Annotated in this window: 17 protein-coding genes; 4 read left to right on the forward strand and 13 right to left on the reverse strand. The window is 63.9% G+C overall.

Translation table 11 applies throughout. The features are described from left to right. Positions 1-5: 5 nt before the first annotated feature. Entirely contained in the window at positions 6-1,385 is a 1,380-nt protein-coding gene (locus tag CAL29_RS24360; RefSeq protein WP_094855514.1) for a dihydroorotase, read from the forward strand. A 40-nt stretch (positions 1,386-1,425) separates the two neighbouring features. Continuing rightward, positions 1,426-2,391 carry a Bug family tripartite tricarboxylate transporter substrate binding protein gene (locus tag CAL29_RS24365; protein WP_094855515.1) on the forward strand — a complete coding sequence of 322 codons (966 nt, stop codon included), beginning with the start codon at positions 1,426-1,428 and terminating at the stop codon, positions 2,389-2,391. 26 nt (positions 2,392-2,417) lie between these two features. On the opposite strand, the gene CAL29_RS24370 is transcribed toward CAL29_RS24365, so the two are convergent. From CAL29_RS24370 to CAL29_RS24430, 13 genes are all read right to left on the reverse strand, one after another. Continuing rightward, positions 2,418-3,329, reverse strand: coding sequence for a LysR family transcriptional regulator (locus CAL29_RS24370; protein WP_094855516.1), 912 nt, complete (start codon positions 3,327-3,329; stop codon positions 2,418-2,420). Positions 3,330-3,438: 109 nt separating this feature from the next. Continuing rightward, positions 3,439-3,852: a biotin/lipoyl-containing protein gene (locus tag CAL29_RS24375; protein WP_094855517.1), complete on the reverse strand. Its 414-nt coding sequence runs from the start codon at positions 3,850-3,852 to the stop codon at positions 3,439-3,441. Continuing rightward, the gene (accC, locus tag CAL29_RS24380) at positions 3,849-5,243 is read right to left on the reverse strand and encodes an acetyl-CoA carboxylase biotin carboxylase subunit (protein ID WP_094855518.1); all 1,395 of its coding nucleotides are present in this window, start codon (positions 5,241-5,243) and stop codon (positions 3,849-3,851) included. Before accC ends, CAL29_RS24375 begins: the two co-directional genes overlap by 4 nt. After that, positions 5,236-5,697 carry an acetyl-CoA carboxylase biotin carboxyl carrier protein gene (locus CAL29_RS24385; RefSeq protein ID WP_094855519.1) on the reverse strand — a complete coding sequence of 154 codons (462 nt, stop codon included), beginning with the start codon at positions 5,695-5,697 and terminating at the stop codon, positions 5,236-5,238. The genes accC and CAL29_RS24385 overlap by 8 nt, the downstream gene beginning before the upstream one ends. Before the next feature lie 8 nt (positions 5,698-5,705). Continuing rightward, positions 5,706-6,479: a LamB/YcsF family protein gene (locus CAL29_RS24390; RefSeq protein WP_094855520.1), complete on the reverse strand. Its 774-nt coding sequence runs from the start codon at positions 6,477-6,479 to the stop codon at positions 5,706-5,708. 71 nt (positions 6,480-6,550) lie between these two features. Further along, the gene (locus CAL29_RS24395; RefSeq protein WP_094855521.1) at positions 6,551-7,480 is read right to left on the reverse strand and encodes a 5-oxoprolinase subunit C family protein; all 930 of its coding nucleotides are present in this window, start codon (positions 7,478-7,480) and stop codon (positions 6,551-6,553) included. Between the two features lie 3 nt (positions 7,481-7,483). Then, entirely contained in the window at positions 7,484-8,191 is a 708-nt protein-coding gene (gene pxpB / locus CAL29_RS24400) for a 5-oxoprolinase subunit PxpB (protein ID WP_094855522.1), read from the reverse strand. A gap of 33 nt (positions 8,192-8,224) precedes the next feature. Then, positions 8,225-9,433 carry a pyridoxal phosphate-dependent aminotransferase gene (locus CAL29_RS24405; protein ID WP_094855523.1) on the reverse strand — a complete coding sequence of 403 codons (1,209 nt, stop codon included), beginning with the start codon at positions 9,431-9,433 and terminating at the stop codon, positions 8,225-8,227. 256 nt (positions 9,434-9,689) lie between these two features. Further along, positions 9,690-11,120, reverse strand: a complete 1,431-nt coding sequence (locus tag CAL29_RS24410) for an FAD-binding oxidoreductase (RefSeq protein WP_256977708.1) — start codon at positions 11,118-11,120, stop codon at positions 9,690-9,692. Between the two features lie 3 nt (positions 11,121-11,123). Further along, positions 11,124-12,113, reverse strand: coding sequence for a Bug family tripartite tricarboxylate transporter substrate binding protein (locus CAL29_RS24415; RefSeq protein ID WP_179284168.1), 990 nt, complete (start codon positions 12,111-12,113; stop codon positions 11,124-11,126). Positions 12,114-12,237: 124 nt separating this feature from the next. After that, positions 12,238-13,527 (reverse strand): MFS transporter, encoded by a 1,290-nt coding sequence (locus CAL29_RS24420; RefSeq protein ID WP_094856889.1) that lies wholly within the window; start codon positions 13,525-13,527, stop codon positions 12,238-12,240. A 285-nt stretch (positions 13,528-13,812) separates the two neighbouring features. Then, entirely contained in the window at positions 13,813-14,562 is a 750-nt protein-coding gene (locus CAL29_RS24425; protein WP_094855524.1) for a class II aldolase/adducin family protein, read from the reverse strand. Then, positions 14,559-15,527, reverse strand: a complete 969-nt coding sequence (locus CAL29_RS24430; protein ID WP_094855525.1) for a Bug family tripartite tricarboxylate transporter substrate binding protein — start codon at positions 15,525-15,527, stop codon at positions 14,559-14,561. Before CAL29_RS24430 ends, CAL29_RS24425 begins: the two co-directional genes overlap by 4 nt. A 146-nt stretch (positions 15,528-15,673) precedes the next feature. Between CAL29_RS24430 and CAL29_RS24435 the strand changes: the two genes are divergently transcribed. Next, positions 15,674-16,363, forward strand: coding sequence for a GntR family transcriptional regulator (locus tag CAL29_RS24435; protein ID WP_094855526.1), 690 nt, complete (start codon positions 15,674-15,676; stop codon positions 16,361-16,363). Between the two features lie 91 nt (positions 16,364-16,454). Beyond that, positions 16,455-16,916, forward strand: a complete 462-nt coding sequence (locus CAL29_RS24440; RefSeq protein WP_094855527.1) for a YbaK/EbsC family protein — start codon at positions 16,455-16,457, stop codon at positions 16,914-16,916. The last annotated feature ends 20 nt before the right edge of the window (positions 16,917-16,936 follow it).

Here is a 16,936-nt window from a genome sequence, read left to right on the forward strand (position 1 = left end):
ACAGCATGGATACGCTAATCAAGAACGGGCTTGTCATCACGCCGAAAGGCCGCCAGCGCGTCGCGATCGGAATTCAGGACGGCAAGATCGCCGGCCTGTACGAAGAAGGCACGGAACCGGAAGCGAAACAGATCATCGATGCGGCGGGTCTTTTGGTGCTGCCTGGCGCCATCGACATGCACTCGCACCACCGCCAGGGTTCGCAGAAGGGCTTCGAGTACAAGGACACTATTTATACGGCTACGCAACAATGCGCGGCGGGCGGCGTCACTACCAGCGTGGGCATGCCGAATGTCAATCCGCCGCCGAACTCGCTCGACCTGCTCGAAAAGCAGTTTGACATCTATCGCAGCGACGCCGTCGTGGATTGGAACTTCAACCCGGCGCCGACGATCGACTCGGAAATGCAGGCCATGAGCGCCACGGGCATCGCCGCGTTCAAGATATTCATGGTGGTGGATACCGGGCGCGATTACCCGCACATGCCCGGGATCGGCGTGCACGACCACGGCAAGCTTCTGCGCATCATGCAACGCTGCGCAGAACTGGATGTTCCGCTAATGGTGCATCCTCACGACCAGGCCCTGATGGACGTTATCGAACAAACCTTCTGGGATCGCGGTGAACGGGATGCGCTTGCCTATGCGCGCGCATACGCCGCACATGATGGCGTCATTTGGGAAACGGCCATCGCGACCTTGCTGCGCCTACAGAAAGCCGCCGGCTGCCACCTGCATATCCTGCACACCCAGACCGCTGGAAGCGTGCAGTTGATTCGAGAGGCCAAGGCAGCAGGACAAAAGGTCACCTGCGAAATCAATCCGTGGGCCTTGTTCCTTGGCTGCGAATGGTCGGCGATCCAGCGCCTGGGCTCGTATGCGCTGTCGTACTGGGTACCGGAGAAGAACGTACCCGGATTATGGGAAGGGCTTAACGACGGCACGATCGATATCGTTGCCACCGATCATGCGCCCCACACGCGCGAGGAGAAGGAAGTCGGCTGGACCGATGGCTGGAAAGCGCATACCGGCACGCCGTCGACGCAGTTCTACCTGAGCATGTTCCTGACGGCGGCGCAAGAAGGCAAGATCAGTCTGGAGCGGGTAGCGCAGGCTTGCTCGGCCAAGCCGGCCGAACTTTTCCGGCTCCGCGACAAGGGGGAGATCCGTGCCGGATATGACGCCGACCTGGTGCTGGTCGATCTGGAAACCGAATACGAAGTGCGCGACGAAGACGTGCTCAGCCTGGTGGGTTGGAGTCCCTACGCCGGCCGACGCCTCAAAGGAAAGCCGGTGCGCACCCTCGTGCGCGGCGCGACCGTATACGCAGACGGCAAGGTAACCGGCGCCAAGGGCGGCGGCCGGATGGCAAGCGCCGTCCGGTGACGCACAAATAGCGAAATATCAACAATACAAGGGGAATACCATGAACCGTCGTCATTTCTCGCGGCTACTCGCCGCATCGCCGCTCTTGATGTGTCCCATCGCGCGCAGCCAGGAAGGGAGTGTCACCACGCTCATCGTGCCTTACCCTCCCGGAGGCAATACCGATTATGTCGCACGCATCGCCTCGGATTCCTTACGCCGCACACTGGGTTTATCGGTAGTGGTCAAGAACCAGGCCGGCGCCGGCGGCACGATTGCCACCGAGTCGCTGATCCGCTCGCGTAACGATGGCAGCACGCTGATGATCGCTTCAATAGGCCAGGTCTCGCTGGTGCGGTTCCTGTTCAACGTGCGTTACGATCCCTTGAAAGACCTGGTGCCCGTGGCCAATATCGCAGGCAACCCGCTGGTCCTCACGGTGCCTTCACGCTCGCGCTTTCAAAATCTCGCGCAACTCATCGAATATGGCCGGGCAAATCCCGGCGCGTTGACGGTCGCGCACGGCGGCGAGGGCTCCATGTCCCATATGTCGGTGTCGGTATTTCTCAAACGCGCCGGCATAGAGGCCGCCCTGATTGGTTATCGAGGCGGCGCGCCTGCCCTGCTCGACACCATGGGTGGGACCGCCGATCTCTATTCAGCCAACATCTCTGAAATCCTGCCATACAAGGAGAGTGGCCGTATCCGATTTCTCGGGGTATCGAGCGCGAAACCGGTCCCTCAGCTACCCGGCATACCCGTCATCGCCGACACGATCACCGGCTACCAAATCGAAACATGGAACGGCTTGTTTGCGCCGGCTGGCACGCCAACGGAGGTAATCGACCGCCTCGCCGACGCGGTACAAGCGATGCTGCGCGACCCTGGCGTACTCAGTAAATTCGAAGCCTCCGGCAGCGATCCCCGTGTCGGCGAAGTCAAGGAGAAGTTCGCGCATCGTATCCGTGAAGACATTGCACTATGGACGCCGTTGGTCCAACTGATCGGTGTCAAACCGGCGAACTGACACGCAAGATCGGCGAAACCGGATCCTCATTTAACCGAATACCGGGCCGGCAAGGCCCGCACGAACCGATCGCATTCCTGGCACGCAAGCTCCGCGATGGCACGGATCTTCCCCACTTCGTTCGCGGCGCTGTAGCTGACCATCAGGGGTTGGGACGGCAAGGCGATGCCGCAATCGATCACTTGCACCTGGCCGCTTTCTATGGCCGGCCGCACGGCGGCCAGGGGCAGCAATGCGCATCCGAAGCCCGCGGCGACCAGTTGGAGAATCGCGGCGATGGAGCTGACGCGGTGTATCTTGACGGGCGCGAGGCCGACGCGGCGGTAGAGTTCGCCGAGGACGTGATCGGGATGCGAACCGCGCCCCATGGTAATGACGGGGGCGCTCAAAATGCGCTCGAGCGCATTTTTCGGATCGGCCGATGTCCCCGGCTGGCAGATCCAGCCCAGCGCGATCGGCAGGCAGGCGATGCTGGTCGAGCCCTCGCCATCGACGGTATGGGCATGCAGCGCGATGTCCAGGCAGCCTTCCTTGACCATTCTTTGTACGCTTGCCGTGCTCTCCGAGGTCAACTGGATCGTTATCCCGGGATAGGTCGTCTGCAGGCTTTTCAGGAAATCGATCAGCCAGGTGTGGATGACGCTGTCGACGGCGCCGATGCGCACGAGTCCGGTGACATCATCGCTCACGCTGCCCAGCCGCTGGATCTTCTTCTCCAGCGCGAGCATCTGCTCCCCATATTCGAGCAGACGGATGCCGGCGGCCGTCAGGCGGAGATCCCGCGCGTCCCGTTCGATGAGTTTGGCGCCGACCTCTTCCTCGAGCGAGGCGATCCGGCTGGAAATCGCCGCCTGCGTCAGATGCAGGGAATCGGCGGCCGCCCGGAAGCTCTTCAAGCGGGCGATCTGCAGGAAGGCCTCGATAAAACGCGTATTCATCCTTCTACTCCAAGCGGGCTGTTCGAAGGCACGCCAGCCTTCGACGCGCGCACCTGCACTGTTTCTGCTTCAGTGCTCCTGGATGCCTGCGCCTGGACGCGACGCGGCGCTACGAAGGACCCGCCGGATCGAACGCGAAGAGCTTTTCGCCGTACCCCACCAATGTTCCGGGCTCGACGAGCACTGGGCCCAATACGCCGTCTTCGGGCGAATAGACCGCATGTAGTTTATCGTCCACGGCGACGAACGCAACGAGCTGCCCCCGTTCTACCGCGCTCCCGGCGGAAACCAGTGGGTCCGCGTCGAGCGGATGCCGCGTCAGGAACAGGCCGACCCTGGTCGCCACGATGGCGGACGTCTTTGCCGGCGGGATCGCGGCCGGCGCCGATGCGTGCCCGCCGGCGCCGCTGGACGACGGCCCGAAACGCAGCAAGATGTGCGTGCCATGGCCCGTGTATTCGAAGGTGCCGACGCCCGCGCCTGCCAGACGCTGAACGATGGCCTCCAGCGCTCGATCCTTCATGCCGCGCCCCGCTGGCCTGTCGTCGCGGGCCGCGCTTGCCCCGCGAGCGCGCCGGTGGCCAGGAGGTGTTCCAGATGATGAATGTTGCAGCCTCCCTTCATGAATGCCGGATCCCGGAGCAAGCTTTTATGGAGATCCACGGTCGAGTCGATGCCTTCGATGACGACCTCGTCCAATGCGCCCAGCATGCGCGCGATGGCCTCCTCCCGCGTCGCCGCATGGGTCATCAGTTTCGCCACCAGCGAGTCATAGTGCGGCGGCACTTTATAGCCGCCGAATAAATGGGAGTCGACACGAACGCCCGGGCCGCCCGGCGCGAGCCAGCTTGTCACCGTGCCCGAACTTGGCGCGAACGTCCAGGGATGTTCGGCATTGATCCGGCATTCGATGGCGTGCCCCGCAAGGGTCACGTCGGACTGCCTGATCGAAAGGGGTTGCCCTTGCGCGATGCGGAGTTGTTCGACGACCAGATCGACATCGGCGTTGAGTTCGGATATTCCGTGCTCGACCTGGATGCGCGTATTCATTTCGATGAAGAAAAACTCCCCCTCTTCGTAGAGGAATTCGAACGTCCCGGCGCCGCGATACCCGATATGCCGGCATGCCTCGACGCAACGCTCGCCGATTTTCGAGATCGCCGCGCGCGCGATCCCGGGCGCCGGGGACTCTTCGATCACCTTCTGGTGCCGGCGCTGCATGGAGCAATCCCGCTCCCCCAGCCAGATGGCCTCGCCTTGTCCGTCGGCGAGAATCTGTATTTCGATGTGGCGGGGATTTTCGAGGAAACGCTCGATGTACAGGGCAGGATTGCCGAAAGCGCGCTGCGCTTCCTCCCGGGTGGTCGCGACCGCCGCGTCCAGTTCGGCCGGCCGCCGCACGATGCGCATGCCGCGCCCGCCGCCGCCGCCGGCCGCCTTCACGATCAAGGGATAACCGACTTCCCCGGCGATTCGTCGTACTGCCTCGGGATCGGCGGGCAGCGCGCCCTCGGAACCGGGAACGCAAGGAACGCCGGCCTGGAGCATCGCCCTTTTCGCATTGACCTTGTCCCCCATCAATTCGATGGTCTCGGCGCGGGGGCCGACAAACACCAGCCCCGCCCGCTCGACCGCCGCCGCGAAGCCGGCGTTTTCCGACAGGAAACCATATCCGGGATGGATGGCGCCGGCGCCCGCCAACCTGGCAGCCGTCAGGATCTCGCCCTGGTTCAGATAACTCTGCGTCGCCGGTGCGGGGCCGATGCAAAGCGCTTCGTCGGCAAGCGCGACGTGCCGCGAGTCCTTATCGGCTTCGGAGTAGATCGCCAATGTCTTCAGCCCCAAGGCGCGGCATGCGCGCAGCACGCGCAGCGCGATTTCGCCGCGATTGGCAATCAGCACCTTGTCAAACATCGGACGCTCCGATGGTCTCGATCTCCAGCAGCACCGTGCCGCTGTCGACCGCTTGGCCGTTCTCCACCCGAATGGCCGCTACCCGGCCGGCCCGGTCGGCCTCCACGGCATTCAGCGTCTTCATCGCTTCAATAATGCCGACCTGCTGCCCTTCTTCGATGACATCGCCCACGTTCACGAACGGCGGCGCCCCCGGCGCCGGCGCGACATGGAAAATGCCCGCCATGCCCGAAACGATCGTTGCCAGGGCGTTTCCTGCGCGCGGAGAATTTGCCGCCGCCGGCAGCGCCCCGACAGCCTGGGCCGGCTGCGGAACGGACGCCGGCGTCTCGGCATGGCTCGACCCCGCCGACTTCACCAAACGGAAAGATTCCCCGTTCGATGAATATTGGATCTCGACCAGCGACGTCGACTCCAATACCCGGACGAGCCGTTCAAGGGTTTCGGTATTCATCGCGGCGTTCAGTGGGTAAAAGGCCGGATCGCGACGCCGTTCGATTCGAGCGCCTTCCTGACGAAACGGGCAAAATCGACCGCGCCCGGCGTATCGCTGTGCACGCAGATCGTATCGAACGATGCCGGCAGGAATTTCCCGGAAACCGTCTCGATCCCGCCTTGCTTCACCATCCTGAGCATCCGGTCGGCCGCCTGCTGCGCGTCGTGCAGGACGGCGCCGGGCTCCTTGCGATTCACGAGGTGGCCTTCCTCCGTATAAGCCCGGTCGACGAAAACCTCGGACTTCGTGGTCAGGCCAAGTTCCTGCGCGATGGGGATCATGATTCCATTCGCGAAGGTGACACAGACCAGGCTGGGGTCGACGGCCTTGATGGCCTTGGCAATGGCCGTCGCAACGCCGTGGTCGGTTTGCGTCAGGTTCCCGAGCGCGCCGTGCGCCTTGACGTAGGTAATAGGATTGTTCGCGTAGGTCGAAAGCGCCATCGCCGCGCCGATCTGGTAGGCGACGAGACGTTCGATCTCGCCGTGGCTGAAGGGAATGATGCGGCGGCCGAATCCCCAAAGGTCCGGGAAACCCGGATGCGCGCCGACCGCCACGCCCCGCTTGCCCGCCTCCGCGAAGATGTTCGCCATTATTTCGGGATCGCCGGCATGCATGCCGCATGCGACGTTGGCCGAACTGACGACGTCCAGGATCGCGATATCGTCGCCGCGCGTCCAGGAGCCGTAGCCTTCGCCCATATCCGAATTCAGGTCTATGGTGTTTCCAGAGTTGCTCATGATCGAATGCTCCGAAGGTTGAGTCTGGGTCACGGCCGCAAAGCCGGCCGCGGGTCTTGCCGGTTTTCCTGCTAACGACGCAGCGCCTCCAGCGCCGCATCTATCGTGGTCAACGTGAAACGCACCGCGCAGCCGACCGGCGCCTGGGCGAGACGCCACAAGTCCGCCTGGATCACGGCCGCGATTTTCGGGTAGCCGCCGCAGGTATTCGCCTCCGCCATCTGTACGATCGGCTGCCCGTTCGGCGGCACCTGGACCGTTCCGGGAATGATGCCGTGCGAGAACAATTCCAGAGGATGCGCCAATTTCAGCGGTTCGCCCATCAGTCGATACCCGACACGATTCGCTTCGCTCGATATCCGGTACGAACCCTCGCGAAAATGGGCCAGGGACTCGCCGGTGAAGCAGTCGTATTCCGTTGCGGGGATGATCCTCACCCGCACGACGCCCTGCTTCAGGTCATCCAGGAAGGACACCCGTTCCGCGGGCGCGATGCCGGGATGTTCCGACAGCGCCAGCCCCGCCGATACACCCAGCGTCAGTACGTCGCCGCGCCGCAGCCCTCGCCCCTCGTAACCGCCGAAGCCCGCCTTGAGGTCGGTCGAGCGCGATCCCAATATCTCCTGCACGTCTATCCCGCCCGAAAACGCGATATACGCACGGCAGCCCAGCCTGGGGGCCTCGATGACCAGAACCTGGCCCGGCGCGGCCCGCACGCGGGTCCACGTCGGCACGGCCGCGCCATCGAGAGTCACGCGGCTTTGCGCGCCGGTGCAGGCGAACCAGATATCGTCTTGGACCCGCAGGCGTTGCGGAAAAACATTGATTTCGAGGGCAGCCGCGTTCGCTTCGTTGCCCACCAGTTCGTTTGCCATGACAAGCGCCGGTTCGTCCATGGCGCCGCCACGGCTCACGCCGGCACCGAGGAATCCGATGCGCCCCCGGTCCTGGACCAAATTCAACGCGCCGGACGAAAGCACTTCGATCGTTGCTTTGGCCATGCCTCAGGAAGCCCTTACGAACCTGACGGTGTCGCCCGGCGCGAGCAGGCACGGCGGCCCGGCATGGGGATCGAAGAGTTCGGCTTCGGTCATTCCGACGAGGTGCCATCCGGATGGCGCATCGCAAGGCTGTATGCCCGCCTGGACGCCCCCGACGATCACCGATCCCTTCGGAATCCTTACCCGCGGCTGCGTTCTCCGGGGTATTGCCAACGGCGCCGGCAATCCGCCGAGGTAAGCGAATCCCGGCATGGCGCCTATGCAGGCGACGGTATAGATGGCATTACTGTGCATCTCGACCCATTGGTCGACGCTCATACCCGCATGCGCCGCCAGGTCGGGCAGGTCTTCACCGGATTTCCCGCCATAGACGACCGGAAACACGTGCTCCCGTCCGCCTTCCCGCACACCTTGCGTTTCCGGCCAGGTTTTCAACACCAGATCCCGGACGGCTTCCGGATGCAGCGCCATGGGATCGAACAGGACGAGCAGGTTATTCACGCCCAGGACGAGTTCCGTTATTCCTTGGTCGCGGAAGGCCGATAGCGCCGCGCCCAGCGCCTGCAACCTGCGCTGGATCCGCATATCGAAGCACTCGCTACGCGGATCGAACAACAGGCCGCCCAGCCCGAGATGGCTCAACACAGGTTCAGGCGACCGGGTGGACGACAATGCCGTCTCCAGGTCGTCGCGGATTGCGTCCAAGCTCATTTGCCCGAATCCCTCGTCCCATGCATTCGAGCGTTATTGCAAGGCGGCGCACGCCGCGCGAATGCGCAGGCAGCCCTCGGCGATGTCCTTGTCGGAGCTGGCGAAGGAAATCCGCAGGTAGGGCGACAGGCCATAAGCCGCGCCGCACACCGTCGCGACCCCGAAATCCTCGAGCAGGTACTCGGCCAGTTCGACGTCCGACTCGATGACGCGGCCCGCGCGCGTGGACTTGCCCATCAGGCCGGAGACATTCGCAAATACGTAGAATGCGCCTTCGGGCTTGGAAAACGTCAAGCCGTCGATACCCGAAAGCCCTTCCGCGATGCGCGCGCGCCGGCCCTCATAGGCCTGCCGCATGGCCTCGACCGGCGCCTGTTCTCCGGCGAACGCGGCCACGGCCGCCGCCTGGCTGATCGACGTCGCGCACGTGGTGGTCTGGGACAGCAGCTTGGACATGGCCGCGATGAGCGTCTCGGGCCCCGCGCCGTATCCCAGGCGCCAGCCCGTCATGGCATACCCCTTGGACGCGCCGTTGACGATGAGCGTGCGCTCCTTGAGTTGCGGCGCCACCTTGACGAAGGATTCATGGCGGGCGCCGCCATAGACGTAGTGTTCGTATATTTCGTCGGACATCACCAGCACGTTCGGATGCCGTTCGATGACCGCCGCGAGGCGCGCAAGCTCTTCGGCGCCGTACACCGCCCCGCTCGGATTATTCGGCGAATTGAGCACCACCCAGCGGGTCCTGGGCGTAATGGCCGCCTCCAGTTCTTCCGGCTGGAGCTTGAAGCCGTTCCCGTCGCTCCCCTGGATAATCACCGGCACCCCGCCATTCAGGATGGCGAGGTCGGGATATGACACCCAATAGGGAGCATGCACGATGACCTCGTCGCCCGCGTTCAGCGTCGCATTGAATGCGTGGGCGATGATGTGTTTCCCGCCGCAGCCCGCGACCACTTCCTCGGGGCGATAGGTCAAGCCGTTGTCCCGCGCAAGCTTGGTGACGATCGCCTTGCGCAAGGCGGGCGTCCCCGCCGTGGCGGTGTAATGGGTATCTCCGGACCTGAGCGCCGCGATCGCGGCTTCGACGATGTGCGCCGGCGTGTCGAAATCCGGCTCTCCCACGGTCAGGTTGACGATATCGCGGCCTTCCGCGCGCAGCTTTCCCACCAGCGCATTGGCGGCGACGCTTGGAGAAGCCTTGATGGCATTTACCCGCTCCGACAGCATCTTGGCATCCATATTATTCAAATCAAATAGGGTTTGAGGAAGGAACACCGGCAATCCGGAAACCATAGCATGCCGCATTAATCGGCAAGCCAACTTATTTTTATCGGTCCGATAAGTTTATTGATATCGACCGCCGGACCGTGGCGCAGGACACCACGACGTATAGAGCAAGGTCATGCCGCGGACCGGCACGGTCGGCCACAACGCTCGCTGCCCGGGCTTCACCATCTCGGCCGCCAGTTCATCGGCGCCGGGAAAATCCCGCGGCTTACGCCCGCAGGATCTTGCCCGGATTCATCCGCCCCGCCGGATCGAATGCCGCCTTCACGGCGCGCATCATGTCCAGGTCCAGGACCGGCTTGAAACGTTCCAGGCGTTCCACGTGCATCTTGCCGATGCCGTGCTCGGCACTGATGCTGCCGCCCAGCTCCACGCTGGCCTCGTGGACGATCAGGTTCACGCGCGCCGCCGCCTCCTCGCACTGCTCCGGGGTCGCGTATACGTCGCGCGGCAGCACCGCGATGACGTGGATGTTGCCGTCGCCGATGTGGCCCGCATGGCAGACGATGGCGCCGGCGACCTGTTGCTCGATGCGTCCGGTGACCAGCGGAATGAATGCCGGCAGCCGCGACACCGGCACCGAGGTGTCGTTGGAGACGGTAAAGCCCGCGCGCTTGTTCGATTCGGAAATGTTGTGCCGCAACGCCCAGATGCGCTCGGTCTTGGCGATGTCGGTCGCCAGCACCGCATCGGCGATCAGCGCACGCTCGAACGCGGCCTCCATCAGGTTCTGCAATTCGGCGCCGGCGTCCCACTGCGGCGAACTGTCGGCGATCTCCATCAGCACATAGAATGGCGCGTCCAGCGCCATGGGAGACTGCAGCCCATGGCCGTGCTTCAGGACGATTTCTATCTGCTCGCGCGAAAGAATCTCGAACGCCTCGATGCGGTTGCCGATCTGTTCCTGCATGAAGCGCAACAGGTCCACGGCCTCCCGCACGCCGGCCAGCGCCATCATGGCGGTGGCCGAGACGGAAAGCCGCGGGAACAGCTTGAGCACGGCGGCGGTCACCACGCCCAGCGTGCCCTCGGCGCCGATGAACAACTGCTTGAGGTCATAGCCGGAGTTGTCCTTGCGCAGGGCGCGCAAGCCGTCCCAGATGCGGCCGTCCGGCAGCACCACCTCCAGGCCCAGCACCAGCTCTCGCATGTTGCCGTAGCGCAGCACGCCCGTTCCCCCGGCATTGGTCGACACCAGGCCGCCGATCTCGCAACTTCCCACGCTGCCCAGCAGCAAGGGAAACTGGCGCTGCCGCGCGTCGGCGGCCTCGCGCACGTTGGCCAGGATGCAGCCGGCCTCCGCGGTCAGCGAATTGTTGGCGACGTCCACCTCGCGGATGCGGTTCATGCGCGACAGGTTCAATAGCACGACCGGCCGGTCGCCATCCGCGACCGCGCCTCCGGTCAGCCCCGTGTTTCCGCCCTGCGGAACGATGGCCATCTCCAGCTCGGCGCACAGCTTCACGACCTCCGCGACTTCCGGGGTGGAACCGGGCAGCACGACCGCCAGCGCCTTGCCCCGATACCGTCCGCGCCAGTCCTGCTGGTAGCCGTTCATGTCCTCGGCCGCCGTGAGCACCCGCCCCGGGCCGACGACGCGCTCGAATCGTCCGGCCAACGCCGCAGTGTCATGCATCATGTATCACCCCCTTTTCAGGCCGCCGATGGACTTGATGACGGCGCCCCACTTCTCGGTTTCCGCGCTGACCAGCGTGGCAAGCGCCTCGGGAGACGAGCCGACGGGCGTGGCGCTCAATTCCTTGAGTTGCGTCTGCACGTCGGGCAGCGCCACCACCGCCTTTAGGGCATCGTTCAATGACGCGACCATGGGCCGGGGCATGCCGGCGGGGCCGAAGATGGCGTTCCACGTCCAGGTCTCGTAGCCCGGCACGCCCGATTCGGCCACGGTGGGCAGGTCGGGAAACGAGGCCACGCGCGCCTTGGTCGTCACGGCAAGTGCGCGCGCGGAGCCGGCGCGGATATGCGAGGCCGCGCCCGTGAGCACGTCGAACAGGATGGGAATCTGTCCGGCGATCAGGTCGGTCATGGCCGGGCCGCCGCCCTTGTAAGGCACGTGGACCATGTCCACGCCGGCCATCGCCTTGAACAACTCGCCCGACAGGTGCGGCGGCGTCCCCACGCCCGACGACCCGTAGCTGAACTGGCCGGGCTTCGCCTTCAGCAGGGCGATCAGTTCCTGGACGTTCCTGGCCTTGACGGAAGGATTGACCAGCAACACGTTGGGGACGGTGGCGATCAGCGATATGGGCGTAAAGTCCTTCTGCGCGTTGTAGGAGAGCGACTCCATCGACAACGGGTTGATCACGTGCGTGGCGATGGTGCCCATCAGCAGGGTATTGCCGGTGGGATCGGCCCGGGCCGCCTTTGCCGCGCCGATGGCGCCGCCGCCCCCGCCGATGTTCTCCACCACGACGGTGCGCTGTATGCGTTCACCCAATTTCTGCGCCACCAGGCGCGAGACGATGTCGGTGGCGCCGCCCGCGGCGAAAGGCACGATCAGGTTGATCGTGCCTTTGGGCAAGACAGCCTGCGCGAACGAACGGGGCATATACCAGCCGGCCGCCATGGCCACGCCCGCTTTCAGCACACTGCGTCGGGAAATGTCATTCATCGGTTTGTCTCCTGTTGCGGCGCCCGGCTTTTTTCGCTCGGTGCGCTTGTGTTATCGATTCTTCGTCTATCGGGCCGGGCAGGCCGGCTCCGCCATCCATGACCGCGGCCGAAGGGCATCGGCCTCAGGTGAGATCCCGCCCCTTCGTTTCGGGCAGGATCAGGCTCATCGCGAACACGGCGCCGTAGGCAGCGATGCCGAAGGCGAAAATGGCCGTTGCAAGCCCCGACTTCTCGCTGATCCAGCCCACCAGCACAGGGAAAAGCGCGCCGATCCCCCGGCCGAAGTTGTAGGTGAAACTCTGGCCGTTGGCCCGGCTCTCCACCGGATAGAGTTCGGTCAGATAGGCGCCGACGCCGCTGAACACGCCGCACGCCGAGAAACCCAGCGGGAAACCGAGAAACAGCATCTGGGTATTCGTCAGGGGCAGATGCAGGTAGAGATAGATGGAAAGGACGGAAAGCGCGGAGAAGAAAATGAAATTCTTCCTGCGCCCCCAGTAGTCCGCGAGATAGGCGCCCCCGACGTAGCCCACGAACGAACCCGCGATGATCACGAGCAGATAACCGGTGGTGTTCAGCACCGACAGATGCCGCTCCATCTTCAGGTAGGTCGGCAGCCAGGTGGACATGGCGTAGTAGCCGCCTTGCATGCCGGTGCAGAGAATCGAGGCGGACAGCGTCGTGCGCAGCAGCCCCGGCGAGAAAATCGCCAAGGCCGGGGACTTGGGCTGCGCCGACTGTTGCCGTTCCGCCTTGTTGTCCAGAAAGACCTGCGGCTCGGACACGTGCCTGCGTATATACAGCACCAGAAACGCCGGTACGATGCCGACCCAGAACAGGGCCCGCCATGCCAGGTTTTCCGGCAGAAACGAGAACATCGCGCTGTACGCCACGGCGGCGGCGGCCCAGCCTATCGACCAGCCGCTCTGCACGACGCCGACGGCCTTGCCGCGGTCCTTGCTGGCGACGATTTCGCCTATCAATACCGCGCCGACCGCCCATTCCCCGCCGAAGCCCAGGCCCTGCAAGGCGCGCAGCACGAAAACCTGCTCGAAGTTCTGCGCGAAACCGATCGCCATCGTGCACAGGGAAAACCAGATGATGGTGGCTTGCAGGATCTTCACCCTGCCGTAGCGATCCGCCAATATTCCCGCGATCCAGCCGCCGACGGAGGAAAACAGCAGCGTCACGGTGCCCAATAAGCCGGCCTGGCCCCGGTCTATGCCCCAAAGCGTCACCAGCGAGGTAATGACGAAGCTGAACACCATGAAGTCGAAGGCGTCGATTGCCCAGCCGCCAAACGACGCGTGGAACGCGCGTTTTCCCGAAAGCGGCATCTCCCGGTACCACGAAGTGAACCGCCAACCCTGCCGGGCCTGTGGCGCGGCCTGCCCTGTCACCTTTGCAGCCATGATCATGTCTCCGTTTTCGTTGTTGTTCAGATGGCGGCTTATCGGCCGCTCTCGGCTTCCGTTATTGCGGAGGCCACACGGTTGCACGCATCGGCGCTCTGCGGCGCTGCAACGACATATTGCCCAGCGTCCAATGGGCGCTGGGCAATATCAAAACTGATATGGCTATTTTTTAAAAATAGAAATTACGCATGCCGCTATCAGCATTTGTCATGGGGGCGTTCCCCGAGAGGGAAGCGCCGCCCCCATTCGGCCTCCGCGCCTTGCGATGGCGCGGACGCAACATCAGTTCTTGTAGCTGGGATCGCGGCGGTCCAGGTAGCGGAGCATGGCGGGCCACTCCATCAGGCCAAAGGGACGGCGCACGTCGGGCTGGTACAAGCGGAACGTCTTGTCCACGATGGCCTGGCCGGGATGCAGGATCTCGGCCCCCGAGGTCATGACGTCGACCTGGGCGCGGCAGGCCATTTCCAGCCAGTACATGGCATTGAAGGCTTCGGCCACGGACGGGCAGGCCACCAGCAAGCCGTGGTTGCGCAGGATCATGCTGGTGGAACGGCCCAGGTCCCGCACCAGCCGCTGCTGCTCGTCCATGTCGATGGCCACGCTTTCGTAGTCGTGATAAGCGATATCGGCGAAACGCATGGCCGTCTGGGTGATGGGCAGCAGGCCTTCCTTCATGCACGACACCGCCATGCCGGCGCGCGTATGGGTGTGGATGACGCAGCCCACGTCATGCCGGTGCGCATGCACGGCGCTGTGGATCACGTATCCCGCCTGGTTGACGACCGCGTCGGTGCAGCCCTGGTCCAGCACATCGCCTTGCAGATTGATCTTCAACAGGCTGGACGCCGTGATTTCCTCGTACATCCAGCCATAGGGATTGATCAGGATCTCGTCGTCGGTGCCGGGAATGCGCGAGGTGATGTGGTTGTAGACCAGGTCGCTCATGCCGAAAAGCGGCATCAGGCGGTAGCAGGCGGCCAGGTCGACGCGGGCCTGCCATTCGGTGGCGCTGTAGCGGGATTGTGTCATTGGTGGATGCCTCCTTTTTTCAGGACGTCGCCCCACATCTTGTAGTTGTCGGCGACGAACCGCTTGAATGCCTGCGGAGAAGCACTGGTCACCACTTCGGAGCCCAGGTCCGTCAGGCGTTTCCGGACTTCGGGTTTCTGCAGCGTGGCGACGATGTCGTCATGCAGCTTGTGCACCACGGCATCCGGCGTGCCGGCCGGCGCCACGAAACCGAGCCAGGCGCCCACGTCGAAGTTGGGCACGCCTAGCTGCTGCAGGCTAGGCACGTTGGGAGCCAGCGGCGTGGGCTGGGCGGTGCTGACCGCGATGGCGTGGAGCTTGCCGTCCTTGACATGGGGCATGGTCGAAACCACCGTATCGAAGGTCATGTCGACGTTGCCCGCGATCACGTCGGTCTGGGACTGGGAGCTGCCCTGGTAGGGAATATGGCGCAACTTGATGCCGGTTCTTTCCTGAAGGATTTCCATCAGCAGATGGCTGGTCGTGCCGATGCCGATGGAGCTATAGGTCAGGTCGTCCGGGTGGGCGAGCGCGGCCTTCTTCAGTTGGTCGAGCGACGTGATAGGGCTCTTGCCGCTGGTCACCAGCATATAAGGCAGCCAGGTCGTCTGGGTGATGTAGGCGAAATCCTTGAGCGGGTCGTAATTGATCTGCTTGTTGAACTGGGGGTTGATGTTCAGCGGGGCGGTTGCCGACAGCGCCAGCGTGTAGCCGTCGGGCTTGGCGCGCTTGAGCAGGGAGACGGCCATGCTGCCGCCCACGCCGGGCTTGTTGTCGACGATCACGGCTTGCCCCCATTTCTTGCTGAGGTCCTCGCCTATGATGCGCGCCACGTTGTCGGTGGAGGTGCCGGGCGGGAAGCCCACCAGGATGGTGACGGGCCGCTGCGGAAAGTCCCCGGCCACGGCGGGCGCCGCGGCAATGACGGCGAGGCCCAGCGTGGTCCACGAAAGAAGTTTTCTCATTTGTCTCCTCGGTGCTTTGTAGGTTTTGATATTTTCATTAATTAGAATATTAATAATTTAATCAATCATCATCAGGTAAACTCCCCATGGACGCATCGGCGTCCCTGGTCTAGGCGCCAGACCGCTAACGCTTTTCACCTTTCCCGATGGCCGATTTGCCTGACTCCCCGCCCTCCGCCGCGCACACGATTGCCTCCCAGATGGAAGAAGACATTGTTTTCGGGCGATTGCACCCGCGCGAGCGGCTCGTGGAAGATGAATTGATGGCCCGATGGGACGCCAAGCGCCACGTCGTGCGCGAGGCGCTGGCTACGTTGGAACACATCGGCCTGGTCGAGCGGCGGCGCAACGTGGGCGCCTGCGTGCGCAGCTTCAGCACGCGCGAAGTGCTGGAGCTGTACGGCTTGCGCAGCCTGCTCGAGGTGGAGGCGGTGCGGCAGATCGCGTTTCCCGTGGAAGAGGCGGCCCTGGCCGCCGTGGAAGCCATCCAGCATGACCACGACGCGGCCGTGGCCTCGGGCGATGCGTTGCAGGTATTCCGCATCAACATGGCGTTTCACCGGGCGCTGTTTTCCCTGTCCGGCAACCAGACGCTGGTGCGCGCCATCGAGGAATATGCGCGGCAGACCTATGCGATCCGCTTCAGGGGGCTGATCTCGCACGAGCACCGCGCCCTGGCCCAGACGGAGCACCGGCAGATGATCGAAGCCTTGCGCGCGGGCAATAGCGCCCGGCTACAGGAACTGTGCGCGGTGCACTTGCTGCCTTCGCGCGATGCCTATCTGCAAGCGCAGCAAGTCAAGGATGCGGCATTCGATGCGGCCAGACTCGCCTGAACAAGGGGCACCCCGACGCGAAGCCCGCGGCGCCTTTTCCCTCCCACCCAGATCCCGACTATCTCCCACAGCCAGTTTCACCGAGGCCACAATGAGTTTGCAGTCAGTCCAGGCATTTCTTGCCGAACACGCCCCCGATATCGAAGTCACCGAAATGGATGCCAGCCTGGCGACGGTCGCGCTGGCCGCCCAGGCCCTCGGCGTGGCCGACGGGCAGATCGCCAAGACCCTGTCGCTGCGGACCGGCGACGACATCATCGTCCTGGTGATGCGCGGCGACGCTCGCATCGATAACCGGAAGTACAAGCAGCAGTTCGGCACCAAGGCCCGGATGCTGGAAGCGTCCGAAGTCGAAGACATCACGGGCCACCCGGTCGGCGGCGTTTGCCCGTTCGGACTCGCCCGTCCCCTGAGCGTGTTCTGCGATGTGTCGCTGAAGGCGTTCACCGAGGTATTCCCGGCCGGCGGCGCGCAACATGCCGCGGTTCGCATCACCCCGGAACGCATGGCCGTATTGGTGAACGCCCAATGGGTCGACGTCGCGCAGGGGTGAGGATCCGCTCCGCGCGTGCG

Source organism: Bordetella genomosp. 10 (assembly GCF_002261225.1).
In the GTDB taxonomy this organism is placed as follows: domain Bacteria; phylum Pseudomonadota; class Gammaproteobacteria; order Burkholderiales; family Burkholderiaceae_B; genus Bordetella_C.